The organism is Humibacillus xanthopallidus, from assembly GCF_006717145.1.
In the GTDB taxonomy this organism is placed as follows: domain Bacteria; phylum Actinomycetota; class Actinomycetes; order Actinomycetales; family Dermatophilaceae; genus Humibacillus; species Humibacillus xanthopallidus.
Window position 1 is genome coordinate 1,092,759 of sequence record NZ_VFQF01000001.1, and the last position, 25,775, is coordinate 1,118,533.

A 25,775-nucleotide genomic window follows, 5' to 3' on the forward strand; every position below is an offset into this window, starting at 1 on the left:
CGACCGGGCCACCCACGGTGCGTCTCACGCCTCTCGAGCGTGACGTCCGTGGGTGGCTCGACCACGTCCGGGTCGAACGAGGCGCCTCCGACAACACCCTCTCCTCCTACGCCCGCGACCTGCGCGCCTACGTCGCCTTCCTCGCGGGCCGGCACATCGACGATGCGGGCCGGGTCACCGAGGCCGACGTCACCGACTTCCTCGCCTCGCTGACCGAGCGGGGCCTCGCTCCGTCGTCGGCGGCGCGCACCCTCGTCGCGGTGCGCGGCTTCCACCGGTTCCTCGCACTCGAGGGGGAGGTCGCCACCGACCCCGCCGCCGCGGTCGCACCGCCCCGGCCGCCCTCACGCCTGCCCAAGGCCATCCCCGTCGACGCCGTCGAGCGGCTCCTCGCCGCGGCGTCGGTCGGCGACACGCCCGAGGCGCTGCGCGACCGCGCCCTGCTCGAGATCCTCTACGGCACGGGCGCCCGCATCAGCGAGGCGGTGGGTCTCGACGTCGACGACCTCGACCTCGGCCTCGACCTCGGCCCACGCCACGCCGGCGCCGGAACAGCCGCGATGCCCGTCGCCGACGCGCCAAAGGAGTTCACGACGGCGGCCACCCGCCTGCGGGGCAAGGGCGGCAAGGAGCGCATCGTGCCGGTGGGCCGGTATGCCGTGGAGGCCGTCACGGCATACCTCGTGCGGGCCCGGCCCGTGCTCGCGGCGCACGGCCGCGGGGGACCGGCCCTGCTGCTCAACGCACGCGGCAACCGGCTGTCACGTCAGTCGGCCTGGGCGATCCTGCAGCGCGCGGCCGAGCGGGCCGGCCTCTCCGAGCACGTGTCGCCTCACACGCTGCGCCACTCCTTCGCCACCCACCTGCTCGACGGCGGCGCCGACGTGCGTGTCGTGCAGGAGCTGCTCGGGCACGCCTCGGTGACGACGACGCAGATCTACACGATGGTCTCGGTCCACCGACTCCGCGAGGTCTACGCGGGCGCCCACCCCCGAGCCCGCTGATAGGGTCACGAATGATCAGCGAGAGGCTGAACGCAGCACCAGCAGCGAGCCGAGCGGAGTGGGACAGCCGGTGAACGAGGAGTCACACGAGACCATGGAGACCAGCGAGTCCCTGCAGTCGTCGGTGCCGTCGCAGCCGTCGGAACCGTCACGCACACCGAGCACCGACGTGCCGCGAGCTCGTAGTGCCGGGCCCGTGCCACCCCCCGCGCCGCGCGCCGACGCCCGTGAGCGCGACGAGAGCGGTCCGGTGCGTGCGCCGGGCAGCCCCGCCCTCGGCCCGACCGGTCGCCCGCTGGTGGAGTTCCCCACGCCGGAGCCGCTCTCGAGCCACGGTCCCGCCCGCATCATCGCCATGTGCAACCAGAAGGGTGGCGTCGGCAAGACGACGACGACCATCAACCTCGGCGCGGCGCTGGCCGAGCTCGGGCGCAAGGTGCTCGTCATCGACTTCGACCCGCAGGGCGCGCTCTCGGTGGGCCTCGGCGTCAACGCCCAGGAGCTCGACCTCACGATCTACAACCTGCTCGTCGAGCGGGGACACGAGATCCACGACGTCATCACGACCACGAGCACCCCGGGCCTCGACCTCGTGCCGGCCAACATCGACCTGTCCGCCGCTGAGGTCCAGCTCGTCGGCGAGGTGGCCCGCGAGATGGTGCTCGCCCGCGTGCTGCGCCCGGTGCTCGACGAGTACGACGTCATCCTCATCGACTGCCAGCCCTCTCTCGGCCTGCTCACCGTCAACGCCCTCACGGCCGCGCACGGGGTGCTCATACCGCTCGAGTGCGAGTTCTTCGCCATGCGCGGCGTGGCACTGCTCATCGACACCATCGACAAGATCACCGACCGGCTCAACCCGCGCCTCAAGGTCGACGGCATCCTCGCGACGATGTACGACTCGCGCACCCTGCACAGCCGCGAGGTCGTGCGCTCGGTCGTCGACCACTTCGGCGACCAGGTCTTCCACACCGTCATCAGCCGCACCGTGAAGTTCCCCGATGCGACCCTGGCCGCCGAGCCGATCACGTCGTACTCCTCGGACCACTCCGGCGCCAATGCCTACCGCCAGCTCGCACGGGAGCTCATCGCCCGCGGCGACGCCGCCTGACCGGCCCGGTGCGATGACCGAGCAGGGCATCGTCGACCGCCCGGCGGTCGACGCGGACGAGGCTGCCGCCACGGCGGTGGCCGAGGGTGTCGCTGCCCAGGAGACCGCGGTCGACGCGGTCCCGCTCGTCGACGTGCCCGCCACCCGGGGCTCGGACCTCACGCCGGGAGGCATCCTCACGCGGCGGCAGGTCGTGCCGTTCGAGGTCCACCTCGATGTCTTCTCCGGACCCTTCGACCTGCTGCTCGGGCTCATCAGCAAACACAAGCTCGACATCACGGAGGTGGCGCTGGCTCGCGTCACCGACGAGTTCATCAGCCACATCAAGGCGGCCCAGGCCACCGACGACGACTGGGACCTCGGGCAGGCCTCCGACTTCCTCCTCGTGGCCGCGACCCTGCTCGACCTCAAGGCCGCCCGCCTCCTGCCGTCGTTCGGGCCGCAGGACGACGAGGACCTCGCCCTCATCGAGGCCCGCGACCTGCTCTTCGCACGGCTGTTGCAGTACCGCGCCTACAAGCAGATCGCCGGCCTCTTCCGCGAGCGGATGGCGACGTCAGGACGCATCACCCCGCGCCAGGCCGGCATGGAGCCGGAGTTCGCGAGCCTGCTGCCCGAGCTCGTCATCGCCGTCACTCCGGAGCAGTTCGCCATGATCGCCGCCCGCGCGATGACCCCCAAGGTCGCGCCGACCGTGGGCCTCGACCACCTGCACGCCCCGCAGGTCAGCGTGCGCGAGCAGGCCGCCCTCATCGTCGAGCGGCTGCGCGCCCGGGGCCAGGCCTCCTTCCGCAGTCTCGTCGCCGACGCCGACAGCACCCTCGTCATCGTCGCCCGCTTCCTCGCCCTGCTCGAGCTCTTCAAGGAGTCGGCCATCGCCTTCGAGCAGGCCGAGGCGCTCGGTGAGCTCGACGTGCGTTGGACCGGCGGCGACCGCGACGACGTGTCGATCGACGACGAGTTCGACGAGGACGACGAGGACGACGTGGACGAGGGCGGCGCCGAGCGCCCCTCGCCGGGCAAGGATGATGGCGACGTGCGCACGAGGGAGAACGACGATGAGTGACGCGCCCGAGCAGGCGCCCGACGCGGTCCCGAACGCGGGGGAGGGCGCGCTCGAAGGCACACCCGGGGACACGGACATCACGCCTGACGGCGCCGACGAGCAGATCGCCTTCGACCTGTCGACCTTCCCCGGTGGTGCCCGCTCGGCCATCGAGGCCGTGCTCATGGTCGTCGACGAGCCGGTGACGGAGATGTCGCTCGCCTCCGCGCTGGAGCTGCCCGTCGAGGACGTCCTCGAGCACCTCCACGCCCTCGAGGAGCAGTATGCAGCCGACCAGCGCGGCTTCACCCTGCGCAGCGTCGCAGGCGGCTGGCGGGTCTACAGCCGGCCCGAGTTCGCTCCCGTCGTGGAGAAGTTCGTCCTCGACGGGCAACAGGCCCGGCTCACTCAGGCCTCGCTCGAGACCCTCGCGGTCATCGCCTACCGCCAGCCGGTGTCACGGGCGCGGGTCAGCGCCGTGCGCGGGGTCAACGTGGACGGCGTCGTGCGCACCCTCGTCTCGCGCGGCCTCATCGAAGAGGTCGACGATGTCGGCGAGAGCGGCGCCGTGCTCTACCGGACGACCACCTATTTCCTCCAGCGCCTGGGCCTCTCGTCGCTCGACGAGCTCCCCGCCCTCGCGCCCTACCTACCCGATGCCGACGTCATCGACGAGCTCATCGAGGAAGGACACCGATGACCGAGCACTCCAGGTCACCCCGTCAGCCCCGCAAGAAGGGTGGCGCCCCCAGCGGCTCTGCCGGCTCGCGCGGGTCCGGAGGCAAGGGCGGCTACACGTCCGGCGGCCGGGGCACCGGCAAGGCGCCTGCGAAGGGCGCGGGCAAGACGTCCGGCAGGAGCGGCGGCAAGACGAACTCGCGCTTCGCCGGGTCGACGAAGCCGAGCCAGCCGACCCGCCTGCCCGACCGCGACGCACCGGCACCGGTCGACGTGCACGACCCCGACGGCATCCGCCTGCAGAAGCTCATGGCTGCCGCCGGCGTCGGCTCGCGTCGGGTCTGCGAGAACCTCATCGCGCAGGGCCGCGTCGAGGTCGACGGCCAGATCGTCACCGAGCTCGGGGTGCGCATCGACGCGAAGTCCCAGGTCGTCCACGTCGACGGGGTGCGGATCAACCTCGACGAGGACCGGGTCTACCTCGCCTTCAACAAGCCCAAGGGCGTCGTCACGACGATGCACGACGAGCTCGGCCGCATCTCGCTGGAGGACTACGTCGGCAACCGCGAGGAGCGCCTCTTCCACGTCGGGCGTCTCGACGCTGACACCGAGGGCCTGCTGCTGCTGACGAACGACGGCGACCTCGCCCACCGTCTCCAGCACCCGGCATACGGCGTTCTCAAGACCTACGTCGCGACGATCCGTGGCCCGGTGGGTCGCGACGTCGGCAAGCGGCTGCGCGAGGGTGTCGAGCTCGAGGACGGCCCCGTCAGCGTCGACTCGTTCCGCATCGTCGACCACCAGCCCGGTAAGGCGATGGTCGAGGTGGTCCTTCACGAGGGACGCAAGCATGTCGTGCGGCGCATGCTCGAGGCCGTCGGGCACCCCGTGCTCGAGCTCGTGCGCACCGAGGTCGGCCCGATCCGTCTCGCCGACCTCAAGTCCGGTCGCATGCGCCGGCTCAACAAGGCCGAGATCGGCGCCCTCTACAAGGCTGCGGGGCTGTGACCACGCACGTCCGCGTCGTCGGCACGGGACTCATCGGCACGAGTCTCGGAATCGCCCTGTCCAACAATGGGTTTCACGTTTCACTTGCGGACCCGTCGCCCACGGCCGTGCGGCTCGCGCGCGACCTGGGGGCGGGGCGGCTCGCCGCCGACGACGACGCGCCTGACGTCGTCGTCGTCGCGGCCCCGCCCGACGTCGCCTCGCAGGCCGTCATCGACGCACTGCGCGAGTGGCCCGACGCGGTCGTCACCGATGTCGCCTCGGTCAAGGAGTCGGTCCTGCGCGAGGTGCTCGCCTCCGGCGTCGACGCCTCGCGCTACGTCGGCTCCCACCCGATGGCGGGCCGTGAGCGCTCGGGTGCGGCAGCAGCACGCGGCGACCTCTTCGACGGCCGGGCCTGGGTCGTCGTGCCCCATCCGGCCTCGAGCGCCGCTGCGACCGAGCAGGTCAAGCGGCTCGCGACCGCCGTCGGGTCGGCCGTGCGGGTCATGCCCGCCCACGAGCACGACGAGGCGGTCGCGGCGGTCTCGCACGTGCCGCAGCTCGCGGCGAGCATCGTCGCTGCCGGTCTGCGCGAGCTCCCCGAGAGCGCTGTCGGCCTAGCCGGCCAGGGCCTGCGCGACGTCACCCGCATCGCGGCCAGCGACCCGCGCCTCTGGACCCAGATCCTCGCCGGCAACGCCGCCGCGGTGCGCGACGTCATGCGCGAGGTGCGCGACCAGGTGGCCGCTGTCGTCGTGGCCCTCGACGGGCTCGTCGACGCCGGGGGAGAGGGCTCGCTCGGCACGCTGAGCCGGGTCCTCGAAGCCGGCAACCTCGGCCACGCACGGATCCCGGGCAAGCACGGAGCTGCCCCGGCGGCATACGACCTCGTCTCGGTCGTCGTGCCCGACGAGCCCGGGGCCCTGGCACGGCTGCTCACCGACATCGGTGCCGCCGGCATCAACCTCGAGGACCTGCACCTCGAGCACGGGCTCGGGCAGGCCGTCGGCATCGCCGAGATCGCCGTCGTGCCGGCCTCCGTCGAGCCGCTCCGGGCCGAGCTCGAGCGGCTCGGCTGGCGCGTCCACGACTGACGGTCGGCGCGCGGCCCCCACCGCCGGCCCGGTGAGGGCGAGTCGGCCAGCGCCCGTCGCTGCCACTATCCTCGGGCGCATGCCCAGCGCCCCTGAGGACCACCTGTCCGGCTTCGTCGTCGCCATCGACGGCCCCTCGGGGTCGGGCAAGTCGAGCGTCTCCAAGCAGGTGGCCCGCACGCTCGGCTACGGCTACCTCGACACCGGTGCGATGTACCGCGCCCTCGCGTGGTGGTGCCTGAGCGAGGGCGTCGACCTCACGGACGCCGAGGCCGTCACCGCCGCAGCCCACCGGCTGCCGCTGTCGATCGGCACCGACCCCGACGACCCGACGGTCACGGTCGGCGGCGTCGATGTCACCGCGGCCATCCGCGAGACGCGCATCTCGACCAACGTCTCGGCCGTCGCCGGGGTCATCCCCGTGCGCGAGCTCATGCGGGTGCTCCAGCGCCGGCTCATCTCCGAGGCTGGCGCCGCCGACGGGGGAGTCGTCGCCGAAGGCCGCGACATCACGACCGTCGTCGCGCCCGACGCGCCGGTGCGCATCCTGCTCACCGCCTCGGAGGAGGCCCGCCTCGCCCGCCGCTCGACAGAGCTGCACGGCGACGCCGACGAGGCCTCGGTCGAGGCCACCCGGTCGCAGATCGTCGACCGCGACAAGGCCGACTCGGCCGTGTCGGAGTTCAGCGTCGCGGCCGACGGCGTGACGACCGTCGACACCTCGCACCTCGACTTCGAGGGCTCGGTGGGGGCCGTGCTGCAGGTCGTCGGAGCCGCTCAGGCGTGACGCCCGCGCCGCTCGCGTCACGGGCGCACCCCGCGTGGGTGGAGAATGGTCCCTCAAAGACGTTTCACTGATTCGAGGACACCGTGACTGACGAGACCGCCCGCCCCACCGATGAGGGCGCTCCGATCTCGACCGCTCCCGTCGACGACGCCGCCGTGGAGCGCGCGCTGCGCGCCGGGCTCTCCGACTTCGAGCTGAGCCCGGAGGACGAGGCGCTGCTCGAGGCCGAGGGGCCGTATGCCGCTGACAGCACTCCCCAGGGCCCCCTGCCCGTCGTCGCCGTGGTCGGCCGACCCAACGTGGGCAAGTCGAGCCTCGTCAACCGCATCCTGCGCCGGCGCGAGGCCGTCGTCGAGGACGTGCCCGGCGTCACCCGCGACCGCGTCTCCTACGAGGGCGAGTGGGCCGGCCGCCGCTTCACCGTCGTCGACACCGGGGGCTGGGAGGCCGACGCCACGGGCATCCACCTGCGGGTGGCCGAGCAGGCCGAGATCGCCATCGAGCTCGCTGACGTCGTGATGTTCGTCGTCGATGCGACCGTCGGTGCCACCGACGACGACGAGGCCGTCGTCAAGCTCCTGCGCAAGTCGGGCAAGCCCGTCGTCCTCATCGCCAACAAGGTCGACGACCAGCGCGGCGAGGCCGACGCGGCCATGCTGTGGAGCCTCGGCCTCGGCCAGCCGTGGCCCGTCTCCGCGGTCCACGGTCGCGGGAGCGGCGACGCCCTCGACGCGGTGCTCGAGGTGCTGCCGCAGGTGTCCGCCACCGGCGCGTATGCCCAGGGCGGGCCGCGCCGCGTCGCGCTCGTCGGGCGACCCAACGTCGGCAAGTCGAGCCTGCTCAACCGGCTCGCCGGCTCGGAGCGGGTCGTCGTCGACAACGTCGCCGGCACGACGCGCGACCCCGTCGACGAGCTCATCGAGCTCGGTGGCAAGACGTGGCGCTTCGTCGACACGGCCGGCATCCGCCGCCGGGTTCACCAGTCGCGAGGCGCCGACTTCTACGCGTCGCTGCGCACCCAGACGGCGCTCGAGAAGGCCGAGGTGGCCGTCGTGCTCATCGACGCCTCCGAGCCGATCGCCGAGCAGGACGTCCGCGTCGTGCAGCAGGTCATCGACGCCGGCCGCGCGCTCGTCATCGCCTACAACAAGTGGGACACCCTCGACGAGGAGCGTCGCCACTACCTCGAGCGCGAGATCGACAAGGAGCTCGTCCAGGTGCCGTGGGCACCGCGAGCCAACGTGTCGGCCCGCACCGGGCGCCACATGGACCGGCTCGTGCCCGCAATCGAGACCGCCCTCGAGTCGTGGGACACCCGCGTGCCGACGGGGCGGCTCAACGCCTTCCTCGGCGAGATCGTGGCCTCGCACCCGCACCCCGTGCGCGGCGGCAAGCAGCCCCGAATCCTCTTCGCCACGCAGGCCTCCACCCGACCGCCGCGCTTCGTCATCTTCGCGTCGGGCTTCATCGAGGCCGGCTACCGCCGCTTCCTCGAGCGTCGTCTGCGCGAGCAGTTCGGCTTCGAGGGCACCCCGATCGAGGTCTCGGTGCGCGTGCGCGAGAAGCGCAGCAAGCGCTGACGGCACTGCCGGCCACACGGCATACCGCGGCGGCCGTCAGGTGACGCGCGAAGGGCGCCCACGACTCGTGTCGTGGGCGCCCTCCGTCGTGCGGGTGAGGTAGGGCGGTGTCAGGCCGCCGGGCGCACGCCGTAGGTGGCCAGCCAGCTCTGCACGACGGGGATGTCGATGCGCTGGAGGCCGTCGAGGTAGCGGCAGTTGTCGGTGTAGCCGTAGCTCGTCACGGTCACCTGGTAGCCGCCACGGAAGGTGGGACCGCCCGAGTCGCCGAAGCAGGAGCCGCCGGTGCCCCGGGTGTCGTTGATGTTGCCGTTGACCTGGAGGATCTGCGGCGTCAGCTTCTGGCCGGGCGCGTCGGCGACGCGGCGGATCAGCGGGTAGGACTGCGGCGTCGGCTTCTGGGGGCCACTGTCGGGCTTGCGGACCTCGGTGCCGTAGCCGACGATCGTGAAGAGCGTGTGAGCCAGCTGCGACCTCGGGATCGTGTCGAGGTAGCCGGCGGGGGCGACCCTCGCGGGAGCGATACCCGTGACCGGCGTGTCGAGCACGACGACGCCGACGTCGTTCCAGTTCTTGAGGTCCGTGAAGTCGGAGTACTGCGGGTGGGCGTGGGGCGCGCCCACGTGCCACGTGCGTCCTCTGGTGTCGGTGAAGACACCGGACTGCGTGTAGCCGGTCTGGCTCGTGCCGTCAGCGGCGACGTCCGGCGCCGTCGGGATGTTGGACGGTGCGGTCTCCGAGATGGTCGAGCTGAACGACGCGATCGTCTTGCCGGCGGTGCCGGCAGTGCAGTGCGCGGCCGTCACGAGGACGGTCGGGGTGACGAGCGTTGCGGTGCACCGGTAGCGGAAGTGGTCGGCCTCGTCGTAGAAGAGGATGACCGCGACGTTCGGGTGTCCTTCGCCATCGGGCGCACCGCCGGTGATGGCGGTCGCTGTCAGGGCCGGCACGGTCACGAGACCGGCAACGGTGGCGACGGCGAGGAGGAGCGTGCGCACGGAGCCTCGAAGGCGTGCGCGAGGACGACGGAGCATGAGCTGCCTTTCAGTGGTCGATCGGGCCCCCCGACCCGCGGTGGCGACGATTCCCCTGCCACCGGCGATCCCTGCTGTGAGGCGAACCTACGCCGTCAGGCCCCTCCGCGGGGGCGAGCACGCGCCGGAATCGGGGCCCGATTCGGATCTGCGAGCGGGTGTGCGCTAGGGTTTCGTTCGCCCGCAAGGGCATTCGGGCTGTGGCGCAGCTTGGTAGCGCACTTGACTGGGGGTCAAGGGGTCGCAGGTTCAAATCCTGTCAGCCCGACCGAAGAAGTATCAGGTCAGAGGCGGTCTCGGAGCACTCCGGGGCCGCCTCTGTCGTGCTCCTGTCCCTGGTGCAGCTGGCGTCGAGGGGGCCGCTCAGGGCTGGGCCACGACCCAGGCACCCGAGTTTTCGGCCACGCCGCTGTCCATCGCGAACTGGACGTGGGTCACCTGTGACGAGGTGGGGACCTCGAAGACGACATAACCCGTCGCCTGCTCACCGGGGAGCAGGTTGACCGACAAGGGGAAGAGGGGCCCTTCTGCGATAGACAGGATGGTCTCGGTGTCGAACCCGCGGCCCGAGTGGTCGACGAGCCGGGCGCAGTTGGAGGGAGTCTCCTCGTAGCTGGCGGCACCGGTGTTCTTGATCGTGATCTCGACGCCCACGTAGCGGTTCCCCGGCGACGGAGTGCTGATGCCGTCGGTTGAGGTCGTCGGATCGACCACCTTCGTCACGGTTACGGAGGCCTTCGTTGCCGGGTCGATGCCGGTGAGCGCGATGGCCTGGCCCAGCGATGCAGTCTTCGCCGACGGGGCGGCTGGCGTCGATGGCATCGACCCGGACACCGATGACGTGGTCCCTGGAGTGGAGGGCGGGGCGCCAGAGGCACCTGCACCGCCGTCGTTCCGCCCGAGCAGGAGCACACCGACGACAGCGAGAGCGACGATGGCCGCGGCTGCGAGAGCGGCCCACCGCCACCACGACGGGAGCCTGGCCGCCGCCGGGACAGTCACCGAGGGCTCGCCGGTCGAGCCGGGCACCGGCATCGGCACCGGGACGTCCACCATCGGAGCCTCGACGGTCGAGGTGGCCTCCGCTCGACCCAGGAGCACCCGGACGGTGCCCACGAGGTGTAGCAGGTGCTGCTCCATGGGCGGGGTGATCGCGTCGAGCCAGTGCGCGTCGGAGATGAAGTACTCCAGCGACGGCGACGGGATGACGTCGTCGACCCTGAACGGCAGGATCGGGATGCCGTGGCTGACGGTCCGCTCGATCTCGCGCTTGACGTGAGGGGAGCGGTTGGAGTTGTCCGAGAACACGAGCACGGTCAACGCGCTGCCGGCGATCGCCTCGATGATCGACTGGCCGTAGTCGGTGCCCGGCAGGACGTCGCGCGGAGCGATCCAGCACCGGATCCGGTTCTGCTCCAGCGTCGAGCAGATGGCGTTCGCGATCGTCCGGTCGTGTGACGAGTGGCAGATGAAGACGTCGTGGTTCATGCCCTGGCCTTCGGCTCGCGGGAGGCTCCACCTTCAGGATGGGTCCACCCCAGCCGCGGCCGACAGGGCCGAACGTCCCCTGGGCGCACCACCCGGACCGGCGTTGCGGGGGCCCTAGAGCGCCTGCAGGAAGCGGATCAGTCCCGGGAAGTAGTGACCCGGGTCGTCGAACTGCGACAGGTGGCTTCCGTCGGGACAGTGCAGATAGCTGCCTCGGGGCAGCTGCTCGGACATCCACCTCATGTGCGCCGGGTCCATCGTGTCGTGGGTGGCACCGATGACGAGCGTCGGCACGGTGATGGTGTGGAGGTCCGCGGAGCGGTCCCACCCCTCGAGCGTGCCACTGAGCCCGAGCTCGCTCGGCCCTTGCATGGGCACGTAGATGGCTGGGTTGAGATGAGCCAGAGAGCGCTGGAGCGGATCGGGCCACTCCTCCAGCGGTAGACGACAGACATGCAGCACGTAGTGGTGCTCCATCAGCAGCTGTTCGTACGTCGGGTCGTCCGTCGCGCCCGAGGCCTCGAGCTGCTTGATCTGCGCGAGCACCGACGGATCCATGGACGGCTCGAGAACGTCGCGTGCATAGGCGTTGTAGAGCCGGGCGCTCGACATCATGTTGGAGATCACGAGGCCCTTGAGGTGCTCCTGGTGGTGGACCGCGTACTCCATCGCGAGGAGCCCGCCCCACGACTGCCCGAGGAGAACGAAGTTGCTCGCGTCCAAGCCCAGGGCTCGGCGCACCTGCTCCACCTCGTCCACGAAACGGGGGAGGTTCCACAACGCCGGGTCCTCGGGCTGGTCGCTGCGGAACGAGCCGAGCTGGTCGTAGTGGTAGTACTCGATCCCGGCGCGCGGGAACCAGGTGTCGAAGCACTCATACAGCTCGCTGGTCACCCCCGGGCCGCCGTGCAGGAGGAGCACCTTGAGTTCGGGGTTGGTCCCGACCCGCTTCGTCCAGACCCGGAAGCCGCCACTCGGGGTGCTGATGGGAATCCTGCGCGACCCGCCGGAACGCACCTCGCGCGCGTCCCAACCCGACGTGTCGAAGTAGGACTCGGGAGGCCCGCTCACCGAATCAAGGGTAGCAACGCGGGGGTCTCCGGGCCGGAGGTTCAGAGCTCGATGTGGGCCCCCATGACGATGGTCCGGTCGGGAGGGAGGTGGAAGACCTCGGTCCGGTTGGCAGCGTTGTGGTACATCCACGCATACAGCCGCTTGCGCCACGTGCGCAGCCCGCGGTGACCCGTCGCCTGCACGGTGATGACCGAGAGGAAGTAGTGGGCCTCGTCGAGGTCGATGTCGAGCTCGGGTGTCCGGCCGACCGCGAGCGCCAGCCCCTTGGGGATGTCCTGGCTGTCCGTGAAGCCCACGTGCACCGTGACGTGGACGAAGCCGTCGTCCGCGTCACCGAGGTCGTCGACCTCCACCCGGTCGACGTGGCGGATGTGCGGGACGTTCTCGTTGACGATCTGCACGAGGACGACCCGCTCGTGGACCACCTGGTTGAAGTCCGCGTTGGCACGCAGCGCGAGCGGTGTCGTCGTCGCGTTGGCGTGGGGGAAGACAGCGACGCCGGGGACACGCCGGATGAGATCGGGGTGCTCGCGCACGACCTTGAGGAAGAAGGGGAGCGGCCCCTCGAGGTCGCGCTCCTCGGCATGAAGGGCGTCGGCGCCGCGCCGCCAGGTCGTCATGAGCGCCACGACGAGGGTGGCGATGACGAGCGGGAGCCACCCGCCGCTGACGACCTTGGTCAGGTTGGCTCCGAGGAACGTGAGCTCCACGGCCACGACGAGCACGACGTAGACGACGATCTTCCACGTCTCCACCCGCCACACGTAGCGCGCGAGGAGGAGGAAGAGGGCGCTCGTCAGCAGCAGCGTGCCCGTCACCGCCAGGCCGTATGCCGCCGCCAGCCGGCTCGAGCTGCGGAACGTCGCAATCAGCACGATCACCCCGACGAAGAGGATCCAGTTCATCACCGGTACGTAGATCTGGCCGCCCTCCTCGCGAGAGGTCTGGCGCACCGCGAGCCGTGGCAGCATCCCCAGTCGCACGGCCTGGCGCGACACCGAGAAGGCGCCGGAGATGACCGCCTGCGACGCGATGACGGTGGCCACAGTCGCCAGCACGACGAGGGGCAGCGTGGCCCACGACGGCGCCATGAGGAAGAAGGGGTTCGACACGACGGACGGGTCGTCGAGGATCATCGCCCCCTGCCCGAGGTAGTTGACCGCGAGCGCCGGGAAGACGACGAGGTACCACGAGAGGCGGATCGACCTCGCCCCGAAGTGCCCCATGTCGGCATACAGCGCCTCGGCGCCGGTGATCGTCAGCACCACCCCGCCCATGGCGACGAACGCGATGAACGGGTTCTCGAGGACGAACATCACGGCATACGTGGGGGAGAGCGCCTCGAGGATCTGGGGGTTCATGACGATGTGCGGCAGGCCGAGCACGAGCAGCACCCCGAACCACAGCACCATGACCGGGCCGAAGGCCTTGCCCACGACGCCGGTGCCCCATCGCTGGATGACGAAGAGCCCGGAGAGCACGACGACCGCGAGGGGTAGGACGAGCTCGGCGAGCGAGGGCTGCGCGATCTCGAGGCCCTCAATCGCCGACATGACGGAGATGGCGGGCGTGATGACGGCGTCGCCGTAGAACAGGGCTGCGCCGAGGACGCCCATCGCCATCACGACTGCGAGACGACGCCTGCCGTTCAGGTGGCGGCGCAGCAGGGCCACGAGCGCGAGGATGCCGCCCTCGCCGTCGTTGTCGGCACGCATGGCCAGCGCGACGTACTTCATCGACACGACGAGCGTGATCGACCAGACGACCATGGAGATGACGCCGAGCACGTCGCCCCGGGTCGCCTGGACCGTGTTGTGCTCGATGCTGAAGACGGTCTGCATCGCGTAGAGCGGGCTCGTGCCGATGTCGCCGAAGACGATCCCGATCGCCCCGAGCGCGAGGGGGAGCGTGCGGCCGCTCCGGGCATGGTGGGCGTGGTAGCCGACCGCCCCGGAGCCGGGGGAGGGGGCCGCAGCCGGCGTCGCTTCGCCCTGGGACGTCACGCGTTCATCGTGGCACGCGCGGCCGCTCCCGGGCGGCCCGACCGGCTTTCCCAGCAAGTTCTCAGGTAGTCACCACAACGGAGAGCAATGACCTCCAATTGCCGGACACGGCGGTGCGCACGGCCATAACTTCTCAGTGAGACGACACAGAGGGGCCGCGATGCCAGGTGCCATTCGGATCGAGCTGCTCCCTGCACGACTCGGGGACTGCCTGCTGGTGGAGTGCCTGCGAGAGGACGGCCGGCCATGGCGCATGCTCATCGACGGTGGCCCTCCCGACACGTGGCCACTCCTCGAGGCGCGGCTGCGCCGCATGCCCGCTGACGACCAGGCCATCGACGTCGCCGTCATCACCCACATCGACAGCGACCACATCGGCGGGATGATCCCGCTGCTGTCGAGCGACCTCGCATCCCGCATCGGCGACGTGTGGTTCAACGGGCGCACGCACCTGCCCGGTGACCAGGGAAGGGCCCGGAGCATCGACCAGGGCGAGACCGTCGTGAGCACGCTCACGGGCGGCGCCCGGCCCGGCCTCGCCGCCGGCAAGATGGCCGGCGGTCCGCTGCCGTGGAACACCGCCTTCGGCGGCGGGGCCATCGACACCGCCGCCCCGGCCGGGGTGGTCGAGGTGAGCATCCCCGGCGGTCCGACGATCACCGTCGTCTCACCGACGCTCACGCAGCTGCACAAGCTCGGGGCCGCGTGGCTGAAGGTCGTCGCGCAGGCCCAGCGCGAGGAGCGCCCGCTGCCGCAACCGGACGTCCTAGAGCCCCTCACCGACCTGCAGGCGCTCGCGAGCCGCCCGACCGTCAAGGACACCTCGGTCGCCAACGGCAGCAGCATTGCGGTCCTCGTGGAGCACCGAGGGGCGAGCGCAGTGCTCTCGGGCGACGCCTTCGGCCCCGTGCTCGCCGCGGGCCTCGCCGGCATCGCGAAGGCGCGTGGGCTGAAGCGGTTGGAGGTCGACGCCTTCAAGCTGCCCCACCACGGCAGCCAGGCCAACGTGACGGGGGCCCTGCTCGCCACCGCTCCGGCCGGCAACTACCTCGTCTCCAGCAACGGCGACGTCTTCCACCACCCCGACGATATCGCGCTCGCCCGGGTGGTCACCGGTGCGCCGTCCCCTCCGGCACTGTGGTTCAACTACCGCAACGCCCGGACGGAGCGGTGGGCCGACCCGGCGCTGACCGGGCGCTACGGCCACACCGCCCACTTCCCCGATCCTGCGCAACCCGACGCGGGCGTCGTCCTCGAGCTGCCGGTTAGGACCGGCTGACCGGGATCGCATGCACCCCGGACGGGTCGGAGAGCACGAGCACCTCAGACGCGGACGGGCTGGTGCTGATGGCCGTCATCACGTCCTCGATCGACCAGGCCGTGCCACCGGTCTCGGTCGTCCACGCCTGGACCCGGCCGCCCGTCTCGTGCGCCACGGCGTGCGCGATCTCGGGGTCTGCTGGTCCGACCAGCAGCACGTACCGCGGACCGTGTGGCCCGGCGTGGGGAGCCAGCTCGCGGCCGGAGCGATAGACCGCCCCGTGGTAGCCGGCGATGGCTCCGGTGCTCAGCAGGATGCCGATCGGGATGCGCATGGCGCGGATCGTCTCCGGGCCGAAGGTGCCCTGCACGAGGTCCTGGAACAGCAGGTAGACGCCGACGAGCAGCGAGACCACCGCTGCCACGCCACCGAGGCCGAAGAGCAGCAGCAGGTAGATCCGGCGCGTGGGGGAGGCGAGCTCGGCTGCCGGGTCGGCCGTGACGGACCGCTGGATCCGGTGCCAGAAGAACCACCACACGGGCGCGCCGACGACGAGCAGCGTCGCGGCGAGGAGCAGGGTGTTGACGGCGCTGTCGCCGATCACGACGACCTCAGGCCCCGCTGCGGCCTCGATGCCGGCGGCGACGAGCAGGCTGAGTCCGACTCCCGCGGCCAGCAGGCCGATCGCCGACATCAGGTACTCGTAGACGCGGCGCACCTCGGTGCGAGCCGTGACGTGGGCCTGCCCCAGCACCGACTGGTGGTACCACCAGACGACCACGCCGACGACGGCGAAGGCGGCGGCCGTCGGGGCGTCGACGAAGTGGCGCAGGGCCTCGGTGAACTCCGGGTCCCCGAGGAACCAGACCAGCGTCGTGTAGAGCACGGTGCTCGCGGCGACGATCGCCATCACGAGGCCCGCACCACCGGCGAGCAGGACGTAGCCGAACCACAGTGGGGTGCGCTCCTCGCGCGACGCCGTCCGCAGCCAGTACAGGCCCCAGACGAGGGCGCCCACGGCGAGGCCGACGGCTCCGCTGATGAGCTGGTCACGCAGCGAGGGCACGATCTCGGCGCCCATGCCGACGAGCTGCTGCACCGCCGTCCCGAGAAGGACGACGAGCCCGGTGACGGCCGTGACGAGGCCCACGAGCGAGCCGCCGAGGTGGTGCACCACCGAATGGGGGGCCGGCACGAGGCGCAGGTGGAGCCACCAGTGGGCACCCCAGATGGCACCCCACACCACGAGTGCCGCGAGGGACTCGGCCGCATAGGGCAGGACGTCGAGCCAACCCTGGACGGTCGTGCTCAGGGCGTCCGCCGCCATGGTCAACGACGTGAGGGCTGCCAGCGTGACGTATGCCGCCCAGCCCAGGGACTGCCGCTCCGCGGGGTCGCGCACGAGGTTGCGTCGCGACCACAGCGCCACGGCGGTGAAGAGCGGCAGGCCGACGACGGTGAAGGCGAGGCTGAGCGCGAGGTCCGTGTCGTCGACCATGAAGGTCTGAGCGCCGAACGCCCGGCCGAGCAGGCCGCTGAGCCCGCTGGCGGCCACGACAAGCAGTCCGTAGAGCACGAGGTACTGGAAGAAGCGCCGGATGGCGTGCCCGTCGCCCGGCGCCGCACGCTCATGGCTCGACGCCTTGCGCACGGCGCTGACCACAGCGACGACAGCCACGACGATGACGACGAGACCCAGCAGTCCGATGATCATTTCGACACTCCTTTGCATGCGTAGAGCGGCCACGGGGTGCCGCTGATCAACCACTGCTGGCCCGGTCGGGTCAGCTCGAAGAGATGGGTCTCGGACATCCCCGACCCGCCCAGGGGGTTCTCGTCGGCACTGACGAGAACGGTGACGCGCGCCGATGCGGGGCCGCTGCCGCCCGTGGCTCCGGAGCCGTTGGTCACGGTCGAGTCGACGAGGGTCACGCGCAGGCCCTCGGGCAGTGCATTCTGCTCGAGGTCGGCCGCGACGCAGCCGCTCGACGGGTCGAGGTAGCGGGCCGCCTCTACGCCGTCGTTGCGGGACAGGGCTGCGAGGTAGGACTGGACGGTCCGCTCGGGGGAGCCGGCCGGGAGCTCGGTGCTCGACCGGGTGACGGACAGCCACACGACGAGCAGGACCAGGGCGATGACCGCCCCGACCACGACCCCGAGGACCTGGTTGGGCCTGCTCCTCATACCTCGAGCATTCGGCCGCCACGGTGGGCCCACCAGAGGCGTAGGTCCCGCTTCGTGAGTGCCCGCTGCGCCCGACGACTCGGGTCAGTCCGACATGCGGGCTCGTGCCTCGGCGCGGGTTCGCGGCGCGGGCTTCCCCTCGGCCGCGCGCTGGAGGTCGGCTGCCGTGGGCAGCGTATGGAGGCCGGACCGGTCGCCGGGTCGGTCGGGCGCCCCCACTCGCTCTCCCACCGGCTCTCCCACCGGCCGGCCCACTCCCTCGCCGTCGGGCCGTGCGATCGGTTCGGTGGGCACCGCAGGAGCCTTGGCTCCACCGACGGTGAGCGCCGCGATGAGCGTGGTGACGGGCACCGCGAGGACGAGCCCGATGGCGCTCGCGAGGGTGCGCACGATCTCCTCCGACAGCGACTCGGTCTGGAGCATGTCGAGGACGGGCCGCTCGTAGAGGAAGAGGAGCAGCAGCACCGGGAGGGCGGCGCCGGCATACGCGAAGACGATCGTGTAGATCGTCGAGGCGATGTGGTCGCGGCCGATGCGCATGCCGGAGCGGAAGAGCTCGCGCCGGCCCAGCTCGGGAGCGGCTGCCCGCAGCTCCCACACCGAGGACGACTGCGTGATCGTGACGTCGTTGAGCACGCCGAGACCGGCGACGATGATCGCGCAGGTCAGCAGGTCCTTCGGGTCCATCGTCTGGATGAACGACGCCAGGGTCGCGCCCTCGTCGTCGGCCACGCCGCTGAGCCGGGCGCCGTCGACCGCGAGCACGCCGAGACCTGCCGTGATGCCGACCCCGAAGAGGGTGCCCGCGAGGGCTGTGCTCGTGCGCACCGACAGCCCGTGGGCGAGGTAGAGGACGACGAACATGATGGCCGAGCACCCGACGAGCGCGACGAGAAGGCCGGACGCGCCGCCGACGAGGGCGGGGAGCATGAACTTCACGAGCACGAGGCCGCCGAAGCCGAGCCCCACGAGCGCGAGGATGCCGCGCCAGCGGGCGATGAGCGCGACGACGACGACGAAGAGCACGAGCATGAGCGACAGGGGAGCGCCGCGCTGGACCTGGAGGAAGGAGTAGGACTCGGGGTTGCCGTCACGGGGCGGGATGCGCAGCAGCTGCACCGTGTCGCCCTCGCGCAGCCCGGACGTGGAGATCGCGGGCGGCACCGAGACCGACACGATGGGGCGCACATCGCCGGAGCTCGGCGTCGGCTGCTCGAGCTGCACGGTGATGGCGCCGCACGTCGCGTCAGCATCGACGACGTCGCCCGACTGTCCGTCGGCGGGCTTGGCCCCGGTCCGTGCGTCCGCGCCCTCGCAGGGTGGCAGGACCGCCTGCACCACGGCGACAGGGAAGGTGACGCCGGGGGCCGCGAAGTCGGTGCTCGCGACCCGGTTGGACGTTGCCGTGTCGTCAGGCCAGAGCCGCACGAGGCCGAAGACCGTCGCCGCGGCGCTGAGCACGAGGAACACCGTGAGCCCGACCCGGGCCACCGTGCTCACCGCCACCACGCCCGGCGACCCGCTGCCGCCATGGGAGTGACTGTGTGCGTGTCCGCCCGGCATGGGGAGAGTGTGTCAGAGGGGAGAGGCCCCGCAGTGGTCACGGGTCGTCATCGATGCCGCGGCCGGACGTCAGCACCCAGCGCGCTTCGTTACGCTCTGGGGCGTGGACGTGGAGCAGCAGCCAGCCGCCGGGCACGAGGTGTCCGGCCGTCTGCTGACCCTGCCCAACGCACTGTCGGTGCTCCGGCTGGTCGGCCTGCCCGTCTTCCTCTGGGCCATCGTCGCCGAGCGTGACGTCCTCGCCCTCGTCATCCTGCTGCTCTCAGGGCTCACCGACTACCTCGACGGCAAGATCGCGCGCCGCTTCAACATGGAGAGCCGGCTCGGGCAGTTCCTCGACCCGATCGCCGACCGGCTCTACATCGTCACGACGCTCGTGGGCCTCGCCTGGCGCGACATCATCCCGGTGTGGCTCGTCGTCGTGCTGCTGCTCCGCGACGTCGTGATGGCCGTCATGCTGCTCTACCTGCGCCACCGCGGCCAGGTCGGCATGCCGGTGCACTTCGTCGGCAAGGCCGCCACGTTCAACCTGCTCTACGCGTTCCCGTTCCTCCTGCTCGCCGACCGTGACGACTGGGTCGGCCGGCTCGCCGAGCCGATCGGGTGGGGGTTCGCGTGGTGGGGCGTCGCGCTCTACTGGTTCGCCGTCGTGCTGTATGCCGTCCAGGCCCGTCTCGTGCTCGAGCGCAGTCCCCGGGTGGTGCTTCCGTGATGGACGAGCGACCCGCCGACGGCCGCACCCCGCAGGAGCGCCGCCCGGACGCGTCGATGACCCTGCTCACCTCGATGCTCGAGCGGCCGCTCGACCCGAGCTACCAGGCGGCCGCCGACCGTCGCCGGGCGGCAGGGGAGACGCCGGCGACATCGAGCCGCACGGTGCTCGTGTTCGTCATGATGCTGCTCACCGGACTGCTCTTCGCCATCGGGGCGCAGGCGCTGCGGCCCAAGCCCACGGCTGCCGCGACGGTCCGCGACGAGCTCGTCTCCCGCATCGAGACGCTGCAGACCCACAGCACGGCGCAGGAGGCGACCCTCGCCGCCCTGAGCAAGCAGGTGCGAGATCTCGAGGACCTCTCGCTGCAGCAGTCGGGCAGCGACGACCTCACGGCGCAGATCAAGCAGCTCGAGGTCGGTGCCGCGGCCGTGCCGCTCCGCGGCTCCGGCCTGACGCTGACCATCGACGATGCGGCCTCCGCCGATGCGGACGCCAACGCCGGCAATCGCCCGAGCGGCGGCTTCCAGCAGGGGCGAGTGACCTCGGGTGACCTTCAGATCGTCGTCAACGGCCTCTGGGGAGCGGGGGCCGAGGCGATCGCCATCAACGGGCACCGGCTCAGCTCGACCGCTGCCATCCGCTTCGCCGGGCAGGCGATCATCGTCGACTTCCGACCGCTGTCACGGCCCTACGTCATCACGGCGCTCGGTGACCCCCAGGGCATGCAGCAGATCTTCGAGCCGTCCTTCGCGGGGGTGTATCTCGACCAGCTCCGGCAGGAGTACCAGATCCGTTCGTCCATCGCGACGTCTGACGACCTCACGGTGCCCGGTGACACCTCCGCCAAGCTCGACCACGCGAAACCGCTGTCAGGCACCGTAGGCTCGGCGCCGTCGCTCACCTCGACGCAGACCGGCTCGGGTTCGGGCACGGGTTCGGAAGGTGCGACGAGCGCACCGAGCAGCCCCGCGTCAGGCTCGACCCCCAACCCCCAGGAGACCACGCAGTGATACCCGTCCTCGGCCTGTTGGCCGGACTCGCGATCGGACTGGTCATCGACCCCTCCGTGCCGGTGTGGCTCCAGCCCTACCTGCCGATCGCGGTCATCGCGGCGCTCGACGCGGTCTTCGGTGCCGTGCGGGCCGTGCTCGACGGGATCTTCAACGACAAGGTCTTCGTCGTGTCGTTCCTCTCGAACGTCATCGTCGCCGCGTTCATCGTCTTCCTCGGCGACCAGCTCGGGGTCGGAGCCCAGCTCTCCACCGGCGTCGTCGTCGTGCTCGGGGTGCGCATCTTCTCCAACGTCGCCTCCATCAGGCGCCACCTCTTCAAGGCCTGACGATGTCGAACGACGAACCAGAGATCGAGGCCGTGGCCGGCGCCACGAAGCCCAAGAAGGACAAGAAGAAGAAAAGGGCCCCCTCCCTGCCGACGGCGCCTACAGTCGGCGAGCAGGCCTCCACGGCGGAGGCCTCCGAACCCGCGCCTGTCGAGGCATCGGTTCCCGAGCCGGTTGAGCCGCTCGAGCCAGGAGACCCCGTCGAGGCATCGGTTCCCGAGCCGGTTGAGCCGGTAGAGCCGGTAGAGCCGAGCGACCCCGTCGAGGCATCGGTTCCCGAACCGGTCGAGGCATCGGTTCCCGAACCGGTCGAGGCATCGGTTCCCGAACCGGTCGAGGCATCGGTTCCCGAACCGGACGAGGCATCGGTTCCCGAACCGGACGAGGCATCGGTTCCCGAACCGGACGAGGCATCGGTTCCCGAACCGGACGAGCCAGGCGGCCCCCTCGCACCCTCCGCGCCCGAGCCGTCCGCCGAGCCGTCCACTGAGCCCCCCACGGAGCCGTCGACCGAGCCTCCGACAACAGGGCCATCGACCGCTCCACCCACGGTGCCGTCCGGTGCGCCGGCCCCGAGCGGGCCCGAGCTCGTGGACGACCCCTTCGTCGTCGCCGATGCCGCCCACGGCCACCATGTCGACCCGGTCGAGGGCCGCGCCGCGTGGGGCCGCCTGCTGACGATGGGCAAGCCGCGGGCCACGCGCGCCAACCTGCTCGTCCTGCTCCTCGCCGTCGTGCTCGGTGCAGCCATCGCGGCGCAGGTCCAGCTGACCAACGAGCGAGGCCTTGCCGAGCTGAGCCAGACCGACCTCGTGCGTGTGCTCGACGACGTCTCGCTGCGCTCTGCGCGCCTCGACCAGCAGGTCCGCGAGCTCGAGGCGACCCGCGACCGCCTGAAGAGCGGCACCGGCACCTCCGCCGAGGCTCTCGAGCAGGCCCAGAAGCGGCTCGACACCCTCAGCATCCTCGCCGGCACCGTGGGCGCCAAGGGGCCTGGCATCACGCTGCGCATCAGCGACCCCAACAGCCAGGTCACCGGTCCCGTGATCCTCGACCTCATCCAGGAGCTGCGCGACGGCGGGGCCGAGGCCATCGACGTCGGGGGAGTGCGCGTCGTCGCCTCGAGCTTCGTCGGCGACTCCGGCGGCGAGGTCAAGATCGACGGCACCCCCGTCGCGCGTCCGTTCGTCATCAAGGCCATCGGCGACTCCAAGACCCTGGCGTCGGCGATGACCATTCCCGGCGGCATCGTCGAGTCCGTTCGTCAGAAGGGCGCCAACGCGACCGTCACGGAGTCCGACTCGATCGAGATCACCTCGACCCACACCCCGGCCGAGCTGACTCACGCCAAGCCGGTCGAGTAGCCCGCACACCCGGATTCGAACCTGAGACCCACCGGATCTGCCACCCGGTGCCCGCCGGGGCGGCGGAGGTGGCATCCTCTCAGGTGCGTGGTCAGAAGATCCCCGCCCACGCCCCACACCAGCACCGCCCGGGTGCGCGCACCCCAGCACCGACCCGTCATGACAGGAGCGACATGAGCGACCTCGAGTACCCCTCCGACCTTCGCTACACCAGCGACCACGAGTGGGTCCGCGTCGGCGACGACGGCGTCGTCCGCATCGGCATCACCTCGTTCGCCCAGGACGCCCTCGGCGACGTCGTCTACGTGTCGCTGCCCGCCGTGGGCGACACGGTCACGGCCGGCGACTCCTGTGGCGAGGTCGAGTCGACGAAGTCGGTGAGCGATGTCCTGGCCCCCCTCGAGGGCGAGGTGACGGCGACCAACGCCGCGCTCGACGGCGCGCCCGAGCTGATCAACTCCGACCCCTACGGTGAGGGCTGGATGTTCGAGATGCGACCCAGCGACGCCGCCGCGGCCGAGGCGCTGATGGACGTCGAGGGCTACAAGGCCTCGCTCTCCTGACCTGCACGTACGCCAGCCCGGCCCCGGGGTGACGTGACCCCCACTCCGAGCGGATCGGCAGCAACGCCGTCCTCTAGAGTGGGGGAGCCGTGGCCCACCCGCACGACGAGGAGGACCTGATGTCGAGTGACCAGCCCGACCCGCACGAGGAGGAGCGCATGTCGAGCGACCAGCCGTCCCACGACGAGATGAACACCGAACCGCGCACCATGCGGTTCCAGGGGGTCCCGGCTCAGGAGCCCGAGCACGTCGAGGTCGACGGCCGTGGCCTCACGGCCGAGGACCAGGCGACCATCGAGGCGCTGCGTCCGGGCACTGCCCTGCTCGTCGTGCTCCGCGGGCCCAACACCGGCGCCCGCTTCCTCCTCGACGACGAGCAGGTCGCGGCGGGACGCCACCCCGACTCCGACATCTTCCTCGACGACGTGACGGTGTCGCGCAAGCACGCGCTGTTCGTCAGCTCGGGTGACGGCTACGTCGTGCGCGACTCCGGGTCGCTCAACGGCACCTACGTCAACCGTGAGCGCATCGACGAGGCCGCCCTGCACACCGGCGACGAGGTCCAGATCGGCAAGTTCCGTCTCGTCTACTACGCCGCCTGACCGCGTGGGCGCTCGGGGCGTCGAGGTGAGTGGGGGCAGCGCCGCGAGCAGCAGCGGCACGGGGCCGGCCAGGCCGCCGTCCGAGCGACTGACGATCGGCAAGGTCCTCGCCGAGCTCGCCGATGACTTCCCCGACGTCTCAGCGTCGAAGATCCGCTACCTCGAGGCGGAGGGTCTCGTCACGCCGCAGCGCACGGCGTCGGGCTACCGCACGTTCAGCCAGGCCGACCTGCAGCGGCTGCGCTACATCCTGCGTGCGCAACGCGACCGCTTCTGGCCGCTCAAGGTCATCGGGGAGGCTCTCGACGCCCTCGACCGCGGCCTCACCGAGGACCCCGGCCCCCCGGCCGCCGACGCGCAGCCACGCCCCGGACGGCCCCGGCCCCCGGCACCGCGCCCTGATCCTGAGGTGCCGTCGCCCGAGCGCCTGCTCGAACGGCATACCGTCTCGTTGACCGGTGCCGAGGTGCGCGAGGCCACCGGGCTCGACACCGAGACGTTCGTGGCGCTCGAGACCTACGGCCTGCTCCAGAGCGACACCGACGGGCACTACGGGCAGGACGCACTGGCCGTGGCGGCAGCGGCACACGCTCTCGCCGCGCACGGGCTCGAGGCGCGCCACCTGCGCCCCTTCCGCACCGCGGCCGACCGCGAGATCGGGCTCGCCGAGCAGGTCCTCGCCACCCGTCACGGCGGCGGCACACGCCAGGAGCGCGCGGCCGAGATCGTCTCGGCGTGCCTGGCCCTGCACGTCGCCCTCGTGCGTTCCGGCCTGACTCGCTGAGGCCCCCTCCGGCTCCGGCCGGACGCGGGGTACGGTGGTCGGGTGATAGAGGTCGATGTCCTGGGCGTGCGCGTCGAGATGCCGACGAACCAGCCGATCGTGCTGCTGCGCGAGCGAGACGGCGGGCGCTACCTGCCGATCTGGATCGGCGCGGCCGAGGCTGCCGCCATCACCTATGCCCAGCAGGGGGTCGTGCCCCCACGCCCCCTGACTCACGACCTCATGCGCGACGTGCTGACGGTGCTCGGGCACAGTCTCACCGAGGTGCGCATCGTCGCCCTCAAGGACTCCGTCTTCCACGCGGCGCTCATCATCGACGGCACCGCCGAGGTGAGCTCGCGCGCGAGCGACGCGATCGCCCTCGCCCTGCGCACCGGGGCCAAGGTGCTCGTCGACCCGGCGATCCTCGACGAGGCCGCCATCGTCGTGTCGTCCGACGAGGACGACGAGGTCGAGAAGTTCAAGGAGTTCCTCGACCAGGTGTCGGCGGAGGACTTCGAGGCGCCCGACACCGACCCCGAGGAGCACGGCAACTGACGCGCGGAAGCGCTCGACCGCCCGACCCTCACCTTCGACCTGAACCTCAGGGTTGAGGCCTGACCTCCCGCGACACGCCGCCGTGTAGGGAGGGTGATTGACCAGTCCGGGCGAGGCGCCTACCGTCAGATGAACGACGCGACTGTAGTTATCCGGTTGTCATCGGCTCATCGCGCGCCCAGGAGGAGGACGACATGGCTGCCATCGAGGATGTGCCCGGCCCCGGCCACGTGCTGCCGACGGGTTCGCAGGGGCTGCTCTTCGACGACGACCTGCCGACCCTCGACGAGGACTCCGGCTACCGCGGGCCCACCGCCTGCCGCGCCGCCGGCATCACCTACCGCCAGCTCGACTACTGGGCTCGCACCGGTCTCGTCGAGCCGTCGGTGCGCAGCGCCACGGGGTCCGGCACGCAGCGACTCTACGGCTTCCGCGACATCCTCGTTCTCAAGGTCGTCAAGCGCCTGCTCGACACCGGCGTCTCGCTCCAGCAGATCCGGGTGGCCATCGAGCACCTGCGCGAGCGCGGGGTCGAGGACCTCGCCCAGATCACTCTCATGAGTGACGGCGCCTCCGTCTACGAGTGCACGTCCGCCGACGAGGTCATCGACCTCGTGCAGGGTGGCCAGGGCGTCTTCGGCATCGCCGTCGGACGCGTCTGGCGCGAGGTCGAGGGTGAGCTGGCCCACCTGCCGAGCGAGCGGGCCGAGGACGACTCCGTCACGGAGCACCCGGGCGACGAGCTGACCGCCCGCCGCGCCGCGCGCCGCATGGCCTGACGAGGCCGGGCCACTCGGGGCCACGGCGATGACGACGGCAACCCGGTCGTCTGCTGGTAGATTTGGTCCTGCCGATCGACCCTGCGTGGGAGAGTCCTCGGGGTGCGCAGCACCCACGAGGCGCCGAAGGGGCAACATCCCCGGAACCTCTCAGGCGCCAGGACCACGCGGGTGAGGCAACTCTGAAGGGCCACTC

At 71.2% G+C, this 25,775-nt stretch carries 25 protein-coding genes, 1 tRNA gene and 1 riboswitch; of the genes, 19 read left to right on the forward strand and 7 right to left on the reverse strand.

The genetic code is table 11. The features are described 5' to 3' along the window. Window positions 1–17: 17 nt before the first annotated feature. The 8 genes from xerD to der all read left to right on the forward strand — a co-directional run bounded on the left by xerD (window position 18) and on the right by der (window position 8,289). Complete coding sequence (xerD, locus tag FHX52_RS04880; RefSeq protein ID WP_141820414.1) at window positions 18–1,004, forward strand: site-specific tyrosine recombinase XerD; 987 nt, start codon at window positions 18–20, stop codon at window positions 1,002–1,004. A 70-nt stretch (window positions 1,005–1,074) separates the two neighbouring features. Continuing rightward, window positions 1,075–2,115, forward strand: a complete 1,041-nt coding sequence (locus tag FHX52_RS04885) for a ParA family protein (protein WP_425460083.1) — start codon at window positions 1,075–1,077, stop codon at window positions 2,113–2,115. Between the two features lie 13 nt (window positions 2,116–2,128). Next, entirely contained in the window at window positions 2,129–3,181 is a 1,053-nt protein-coding gene (locus FHX52_RS04890; protein ID WP_141820418.1) for a segregation and condensation protein A, read from the forward strand. After that, window positions 3,174–3,860 (forward strand): SMC-Scp complex subunit ScpB, encoded by a 687-nt coding sequence (gene scpB, locus FHX52_RS04895; protein ID WP_141820420.1) that lies wholly within the window; start codon window positions 3,174–3,176, stop codon window positions 3,858–3,860. The genes FHX52_RS04890 and scpB overlap by 8 nt, the downstream gene beginning before the upstream one ends. Continuing rightward, entirely contained in the window at window positions 3,857–4,846 is a 990-nt protein-coding gene (locus tag FHX52_RS04900) for a pseudouridine synthase (RefSeq protein WP_141820422.1), read from the forward strand. The genes scpB and FHX52_RS04900 overlap by 4 nt, the downstream gene beginning before the upstream one ends. Next, complete coding sequence (locus FHX52_RS04905) at window positions 4,843–5,922, forward strand: prephenate dehydrogenase (protein ID WP_141820424.1); 1,080 nt, start codon at window positions 4,843–4,845, stop codon at window positions 5,920–5,922. The genes FHX52_RS04900 and FHX52_RS04905 overlap by 4 nt, the downstream gene beginning before the upstream one ends. Window positions 5,923–6,001: 79 nt before the next feature. Then, window positions 6,002–6,709 carry a (d)CMP kinase gene (gene cmk / locus FHX52_RS04910; RefSeq protein ID WP_141820426.1) on the forward strand — a complete coding sequence of 236 codons (708 nt, stop codon included), beginning with the start codon at window positions 6,002–6,004 and terminating at the stop codon, window positions 6,707–6,709. A gap of 83 nt (window positions 6,710–6,792) precedes the next feature. Beyond that, window positions 6,793–8,289 (forward strand): ribosome biogenesis GTPase Der, encoded by a 1,497-nt coding sequence (gene der / locus FHX52_RS04915; RefSeq protein WP_141820428.1) that lies wholly within the window; start codon window positions 6,793–6,795, stop codon window positions 8,287–8,289. A 110-nt stretch (window positions 8,290–8,399) separates the two neighbouring features. On the opposite strand, the gene FHX52_RS04920 is transcribed toward der, so the two are convergent. Then, window positions 8,400–9,287, reverse strand: coding sequence for a trypsin-like serine protease (locus FHX52_RS04920; RefSeq protein WP_246069616.1), 888 nt, complete (start codon window positions 9,285–9,287; stop codon window positions 8,400–8,402). A gap of 230 nt (window positions 9,288–9,517) precedes the next feature. Here FHX52_RS04920 and FHX52_RS04925 point away from each other — a divergent pair. Next, a tRNA-Pro gene (locus tag FHX52_RS04925) sits at window positions 9,518–9,591 on the forward strand. A 95-nt stretch (window positions 9,592–9,686) separates the two neighbouring features. Here the strand turns inward: FHX52_RS04925 and FHX52_RS04930 are convergent. The 3 genes from FHX52_RS04930 to FHX52_RS04940 form a co-directional block, all read right to left on the reverse strand. Beyond that, window positions 9,687–10,811: a TIR domain-containing protein gene (locus tag FHX52_RS04930; protein ID WP_141820432.1), complete on the reverse strand. Its 1,125-nt coding sequence runs from the start codon at window positions 10,809–10,811 to the stop codon at window positions 9,687–9,689. A 114-nt stretch (window positions 10,812–10,925) separates the two neighbouring features. Then, on the reverse strand, window positions 10,926–11,882 hold the full coding sequence (locus tag FHX52_RS04935; RefSeq protein ID WP_141820434.1) for a proline iminopeptidase-family hydrolase: 957 nt from the start codon (window positions 11,880–11,882) through the stop codon (window positions 10,926–10,928). 41 nt (window positions 11,883–11,923) lie between these two features. After that, window positions 11,924–13,888, reverse strand: a complete 1,965-nt coding sequence (locus tag FHX52_RS04940; protein WP_141820436.1) for a potassium transporter Kup — start codon at window positions 13,886–13,888, stop codon at window positions 11,924–11,926. Window positions 13,889–14,048: 160 nt separating this feature from the next. Between FHX52_RS04940 and FHX52_RS04945 the strand changes: the two genes are divergently transcribed. After that, window positions 14,049–15,167, forward strand: coding sequence for an MBL fold metallo-hydrolase (locus FHX52_RS04945; protein WP_141820437.1), 1,119 nt, complete (start codon window positions 14,049–14,051; stop codon window positions 15,165–15,167). Here the strand turns inward: FHX52_RS04945 and FHX52_RS04950 are convergent. The 3 genes from FHX52_RS04950 to FHX52_RS04960 all read right to left on the reverse strand — a co-directional run bounded on the left by FHX52_RS04950 (window position 15,154) and on the right by FHX52_RS04960 (window position 18,833). Further along, on the reverse strand, window positions 15,154–16,863 hold the full coding sequence (locus FHX52_RS04950) for a DUF5671 domain-containing protein (RefSeq protein ID WP_141820439.1): 1,710 nt from the start codon (window positions 16,861–16,863) through the stop codon (window positions 15,154–15,156). The genes FHX52_RS04945 and FHX52_RS04950 overlap by 14 nt on opposite strands. Continuing rightward, window positions 16,860–17,333 carry a hypothetical protein gene (locus FHX52_RS04955; protein ID WP_141820441.1) on the reverse strand — a complete coding sequence of 158 codons (474 nt, stop codon included), beginning with the start codon at window positions 17,331–17,333 and terminating at the stop codon, window positions 16,860–16,862. Before FHX52_RS04955 ends, FHX52_RS04950 begins: the two co-directional genes overlap by 4 nt. An 84-nt stretch (window positions 17,334–17,417) precedes the next feature. After that, window positions 17,418–18,833, reverse strand: coding sequence for a YibE/F family protein (locus FHX52_RS04960; protein WP_141820443.1), 1,416 nt, complete (start codon window positions 18,831–18,833; stop codon window positions 17,418–17,420). Window positions 18,834–18,999: 166 nt separating this feature from the next. Here FHX52_RS04960 and clsA point away from each other — a divergent pair, with 166 nt between their 5' ends. The 9 genes from clsA (at window position 19,000) to FHX52_RS05005 (ending at window position 25,579) form a co-directional block, all read left to right on the forward strand. Beyond that, a complete protein-coding gene (gene clsA, locus FHX52_RS04965; RefSeq protein WP_246069617.1) occupies window positions 19,000–19,608 on the forward strand; it encodes a cardiolipin synthase ClsA in 609 nt (202 codons plus the stop codon). Beyond that, window positions 19,608–20,621: a DUF881 domain-containing protein gene (locus FHX52_RS04970; protein WP_246069618.1), complete on the forward strand. Its 1,014-nt coding sequence runs from the start codon at window positions 19,608–19,610 to the stop codon at window positions 20,619–20,621. Before clsA ends, FHX52_RS04970 begins: the two co-directional genes overlap by 1 nt. Then, window positions 20,618–20,950: a small basic family protein gene (locus tag FHX52_RS04975; protein WP_141820447.1), complete on the forward strand. Its 333-nt coding sequence runs from the start codon at window positions 20,618–20,620 to the stop codon at window positions 20,948–20,950. Before FHX52_RS04970 ends, FHX52_RS04975 begins: the two co-directional genes overlap by 4 nt. A 590-nt stretch (window positions 20,951–21,540) precedes the next feature. Further along, complete coding sequence (locus FHX52_RS04980) at window positions 21,541–22,314, forward strand: DUF881 domain-containing protein (RefSeq protein WP_246069619.1); 774 nt, start codon at window positions 21,541–21,543, stop codon at window positions 22,312–22,314. Window positions 22,315–22,487: 173 nt separating this feature from the next. Next, window positions 22,488–22,877, forward strand: a complete 390-nt coding sequence (gene gcvH / locus FHX52_RS04985; RefSeq protein WP_141820449.1) for a glycine cleavage system protein GcvH — start codon at window positions 22,488–22,490, stop codon at window positions 22,875–22,877. Between the two features lie 158 nt (window positions 22,878–23,035). After that, a complete protein-coding gene (locus tag FHX52_RS04990) occupies window positions 23,036–23,479 on the forward strand; it encodes an FHA domain-containing protein (RefSeq protein ID WP_141822034.1) in 444 nt (147 codons plus the stop codon). A gap of 4 nt (window positions 23,480–23,483) precedes the next feature. After that, the gene (gene ftsR / locus FHX52_RS04995; RefSeq protein ID WP_246069620.1) at window positions 23,484–24,263 is read left to right on the forward strand and encodes a transcriptional regulator FtsR; all 780 of its coding nucleotides are present in this window, start codon (window positions 23,484–23,486) and stop codon (window positions 24,261–24,263) included. A 42-nt stretch (window positions 24,264–24,305) separates the two neighbouring features. After that, complete coding sequence (locus tag FHX52_RS05000) at window positions 24,306–24,800, forward strand: bifunctional nuclease family protein (RefSeq protein ID WP_141820451.1); 495 nt, start codon at window positions 24,306–24,308, stop codon at window positions 24,798–24,800. A 194-nt stretch (window positions 24,801–24,994) separates the two neighbouring features. Continuing rightward, window positions 24,995–25,579 (forward strand): MerR family transcriptional regulator, encoded by a 585-nt coding sequence (locus FHX52_RS05005; RefSeq protein ID WP_141820453.1) that lies wholly within the window; start codon window positions 24,995–24,997, stop codon window positions 25,577–25,579. A 76-nt stretch (window positions 25,580–25,655) separates the two neighbouring features. Beyond that, a riboswitch (glycine riboswitch) is annotated at window positions 25,656–25,755 on the forward strand. Window positions 25,756–25,775: the final 20 nt, after the last annotated feature.

Bases quoted from the DNA above. Each gene is read 5' to 3' on its own strand.
- FHX52_RS05005 (WP_141820453.1), top strand. From the start codon at position 24,995: ATGGCTGCCATCGAGGATGTGCCCGGCCCCGGCCACGTGCTGCCGACG.
- scpB (WP_141820420.1), top strand. From the start codon at position 3,174: ATGAGTGACGCGCCCGAGCAGGCGCCCGACGCGGTCCCGAACGCGGGG.
- FHX52_RS04900 (WP_141820422.1), top strand. From the start codon at position 3,857: ATGACCGAGCACTCCAGGTCACCCCGTCAGCCCCGCAAGAAGGGTGGC.
- FHX52_RS04945 (WP_141820437.1), top strand. From the start codon at position 14,049: ATGCCAGGTGCCATTCGGATCGAGCTGCTCCCTGCACGACTCGGGGAC.
- FHX52_RS04890 (WP_141820418.1), top strand. From the start codon at position 2,129: ATGACCGAGCAGGGCATCGTCGACCGCCCGGCGGTCGACGCGGACGAG.
- FHX52_RS04970 (WP_246069618.1), top strand. From the start codon at position 19,608: ATGGACGAGCGACCCGCCGACGGCCGCACCCCGCAGGAGCGCCGCCCG.
- FHX52_RS04955 (WP_141820441.1), bottom strand. From the start codon at position 17,333: ATGAGGAGCAGGCCCAACCAGGTCCTCGGGGTCGTGGTCGGGGCGGTC.
- cmk (WP_141820426.1), top strand. From the start codon at position 6,002: ATGCCCAGCGCCCCTGAGGACCACCTGTCCGGCTTCGTCGTCGCCATC.
- FHX52_RS04930 (WP_141820432.1), bottom strand. From the start codon at position 10,811: ATGAACCACGACGTCTTCATCTGCCACTCGTCACACGACCGGACGATC.
- FHX52_RS04990 (WP_141822034.1), top strand. From the start codon at position 23,036: ATGTCGAGCGACCAGCCGTCCCACGACGAGATGAACACCGAACCGCGC.
- gcvH (WP_141820449.1), top strand. From the start codon at position 22,488: ATGAGCGACCTCGAGTACCCCTCCGACCTTCGCTACACCAGCGACCAC.
- FHX52_RS04950 (WP_141820439.1), bottom strand. From the start codon at position 16,863: ATGATCATCGGACTGCTGGGTCTCGTCGTCATCGTCGTGGCTGTCGTC.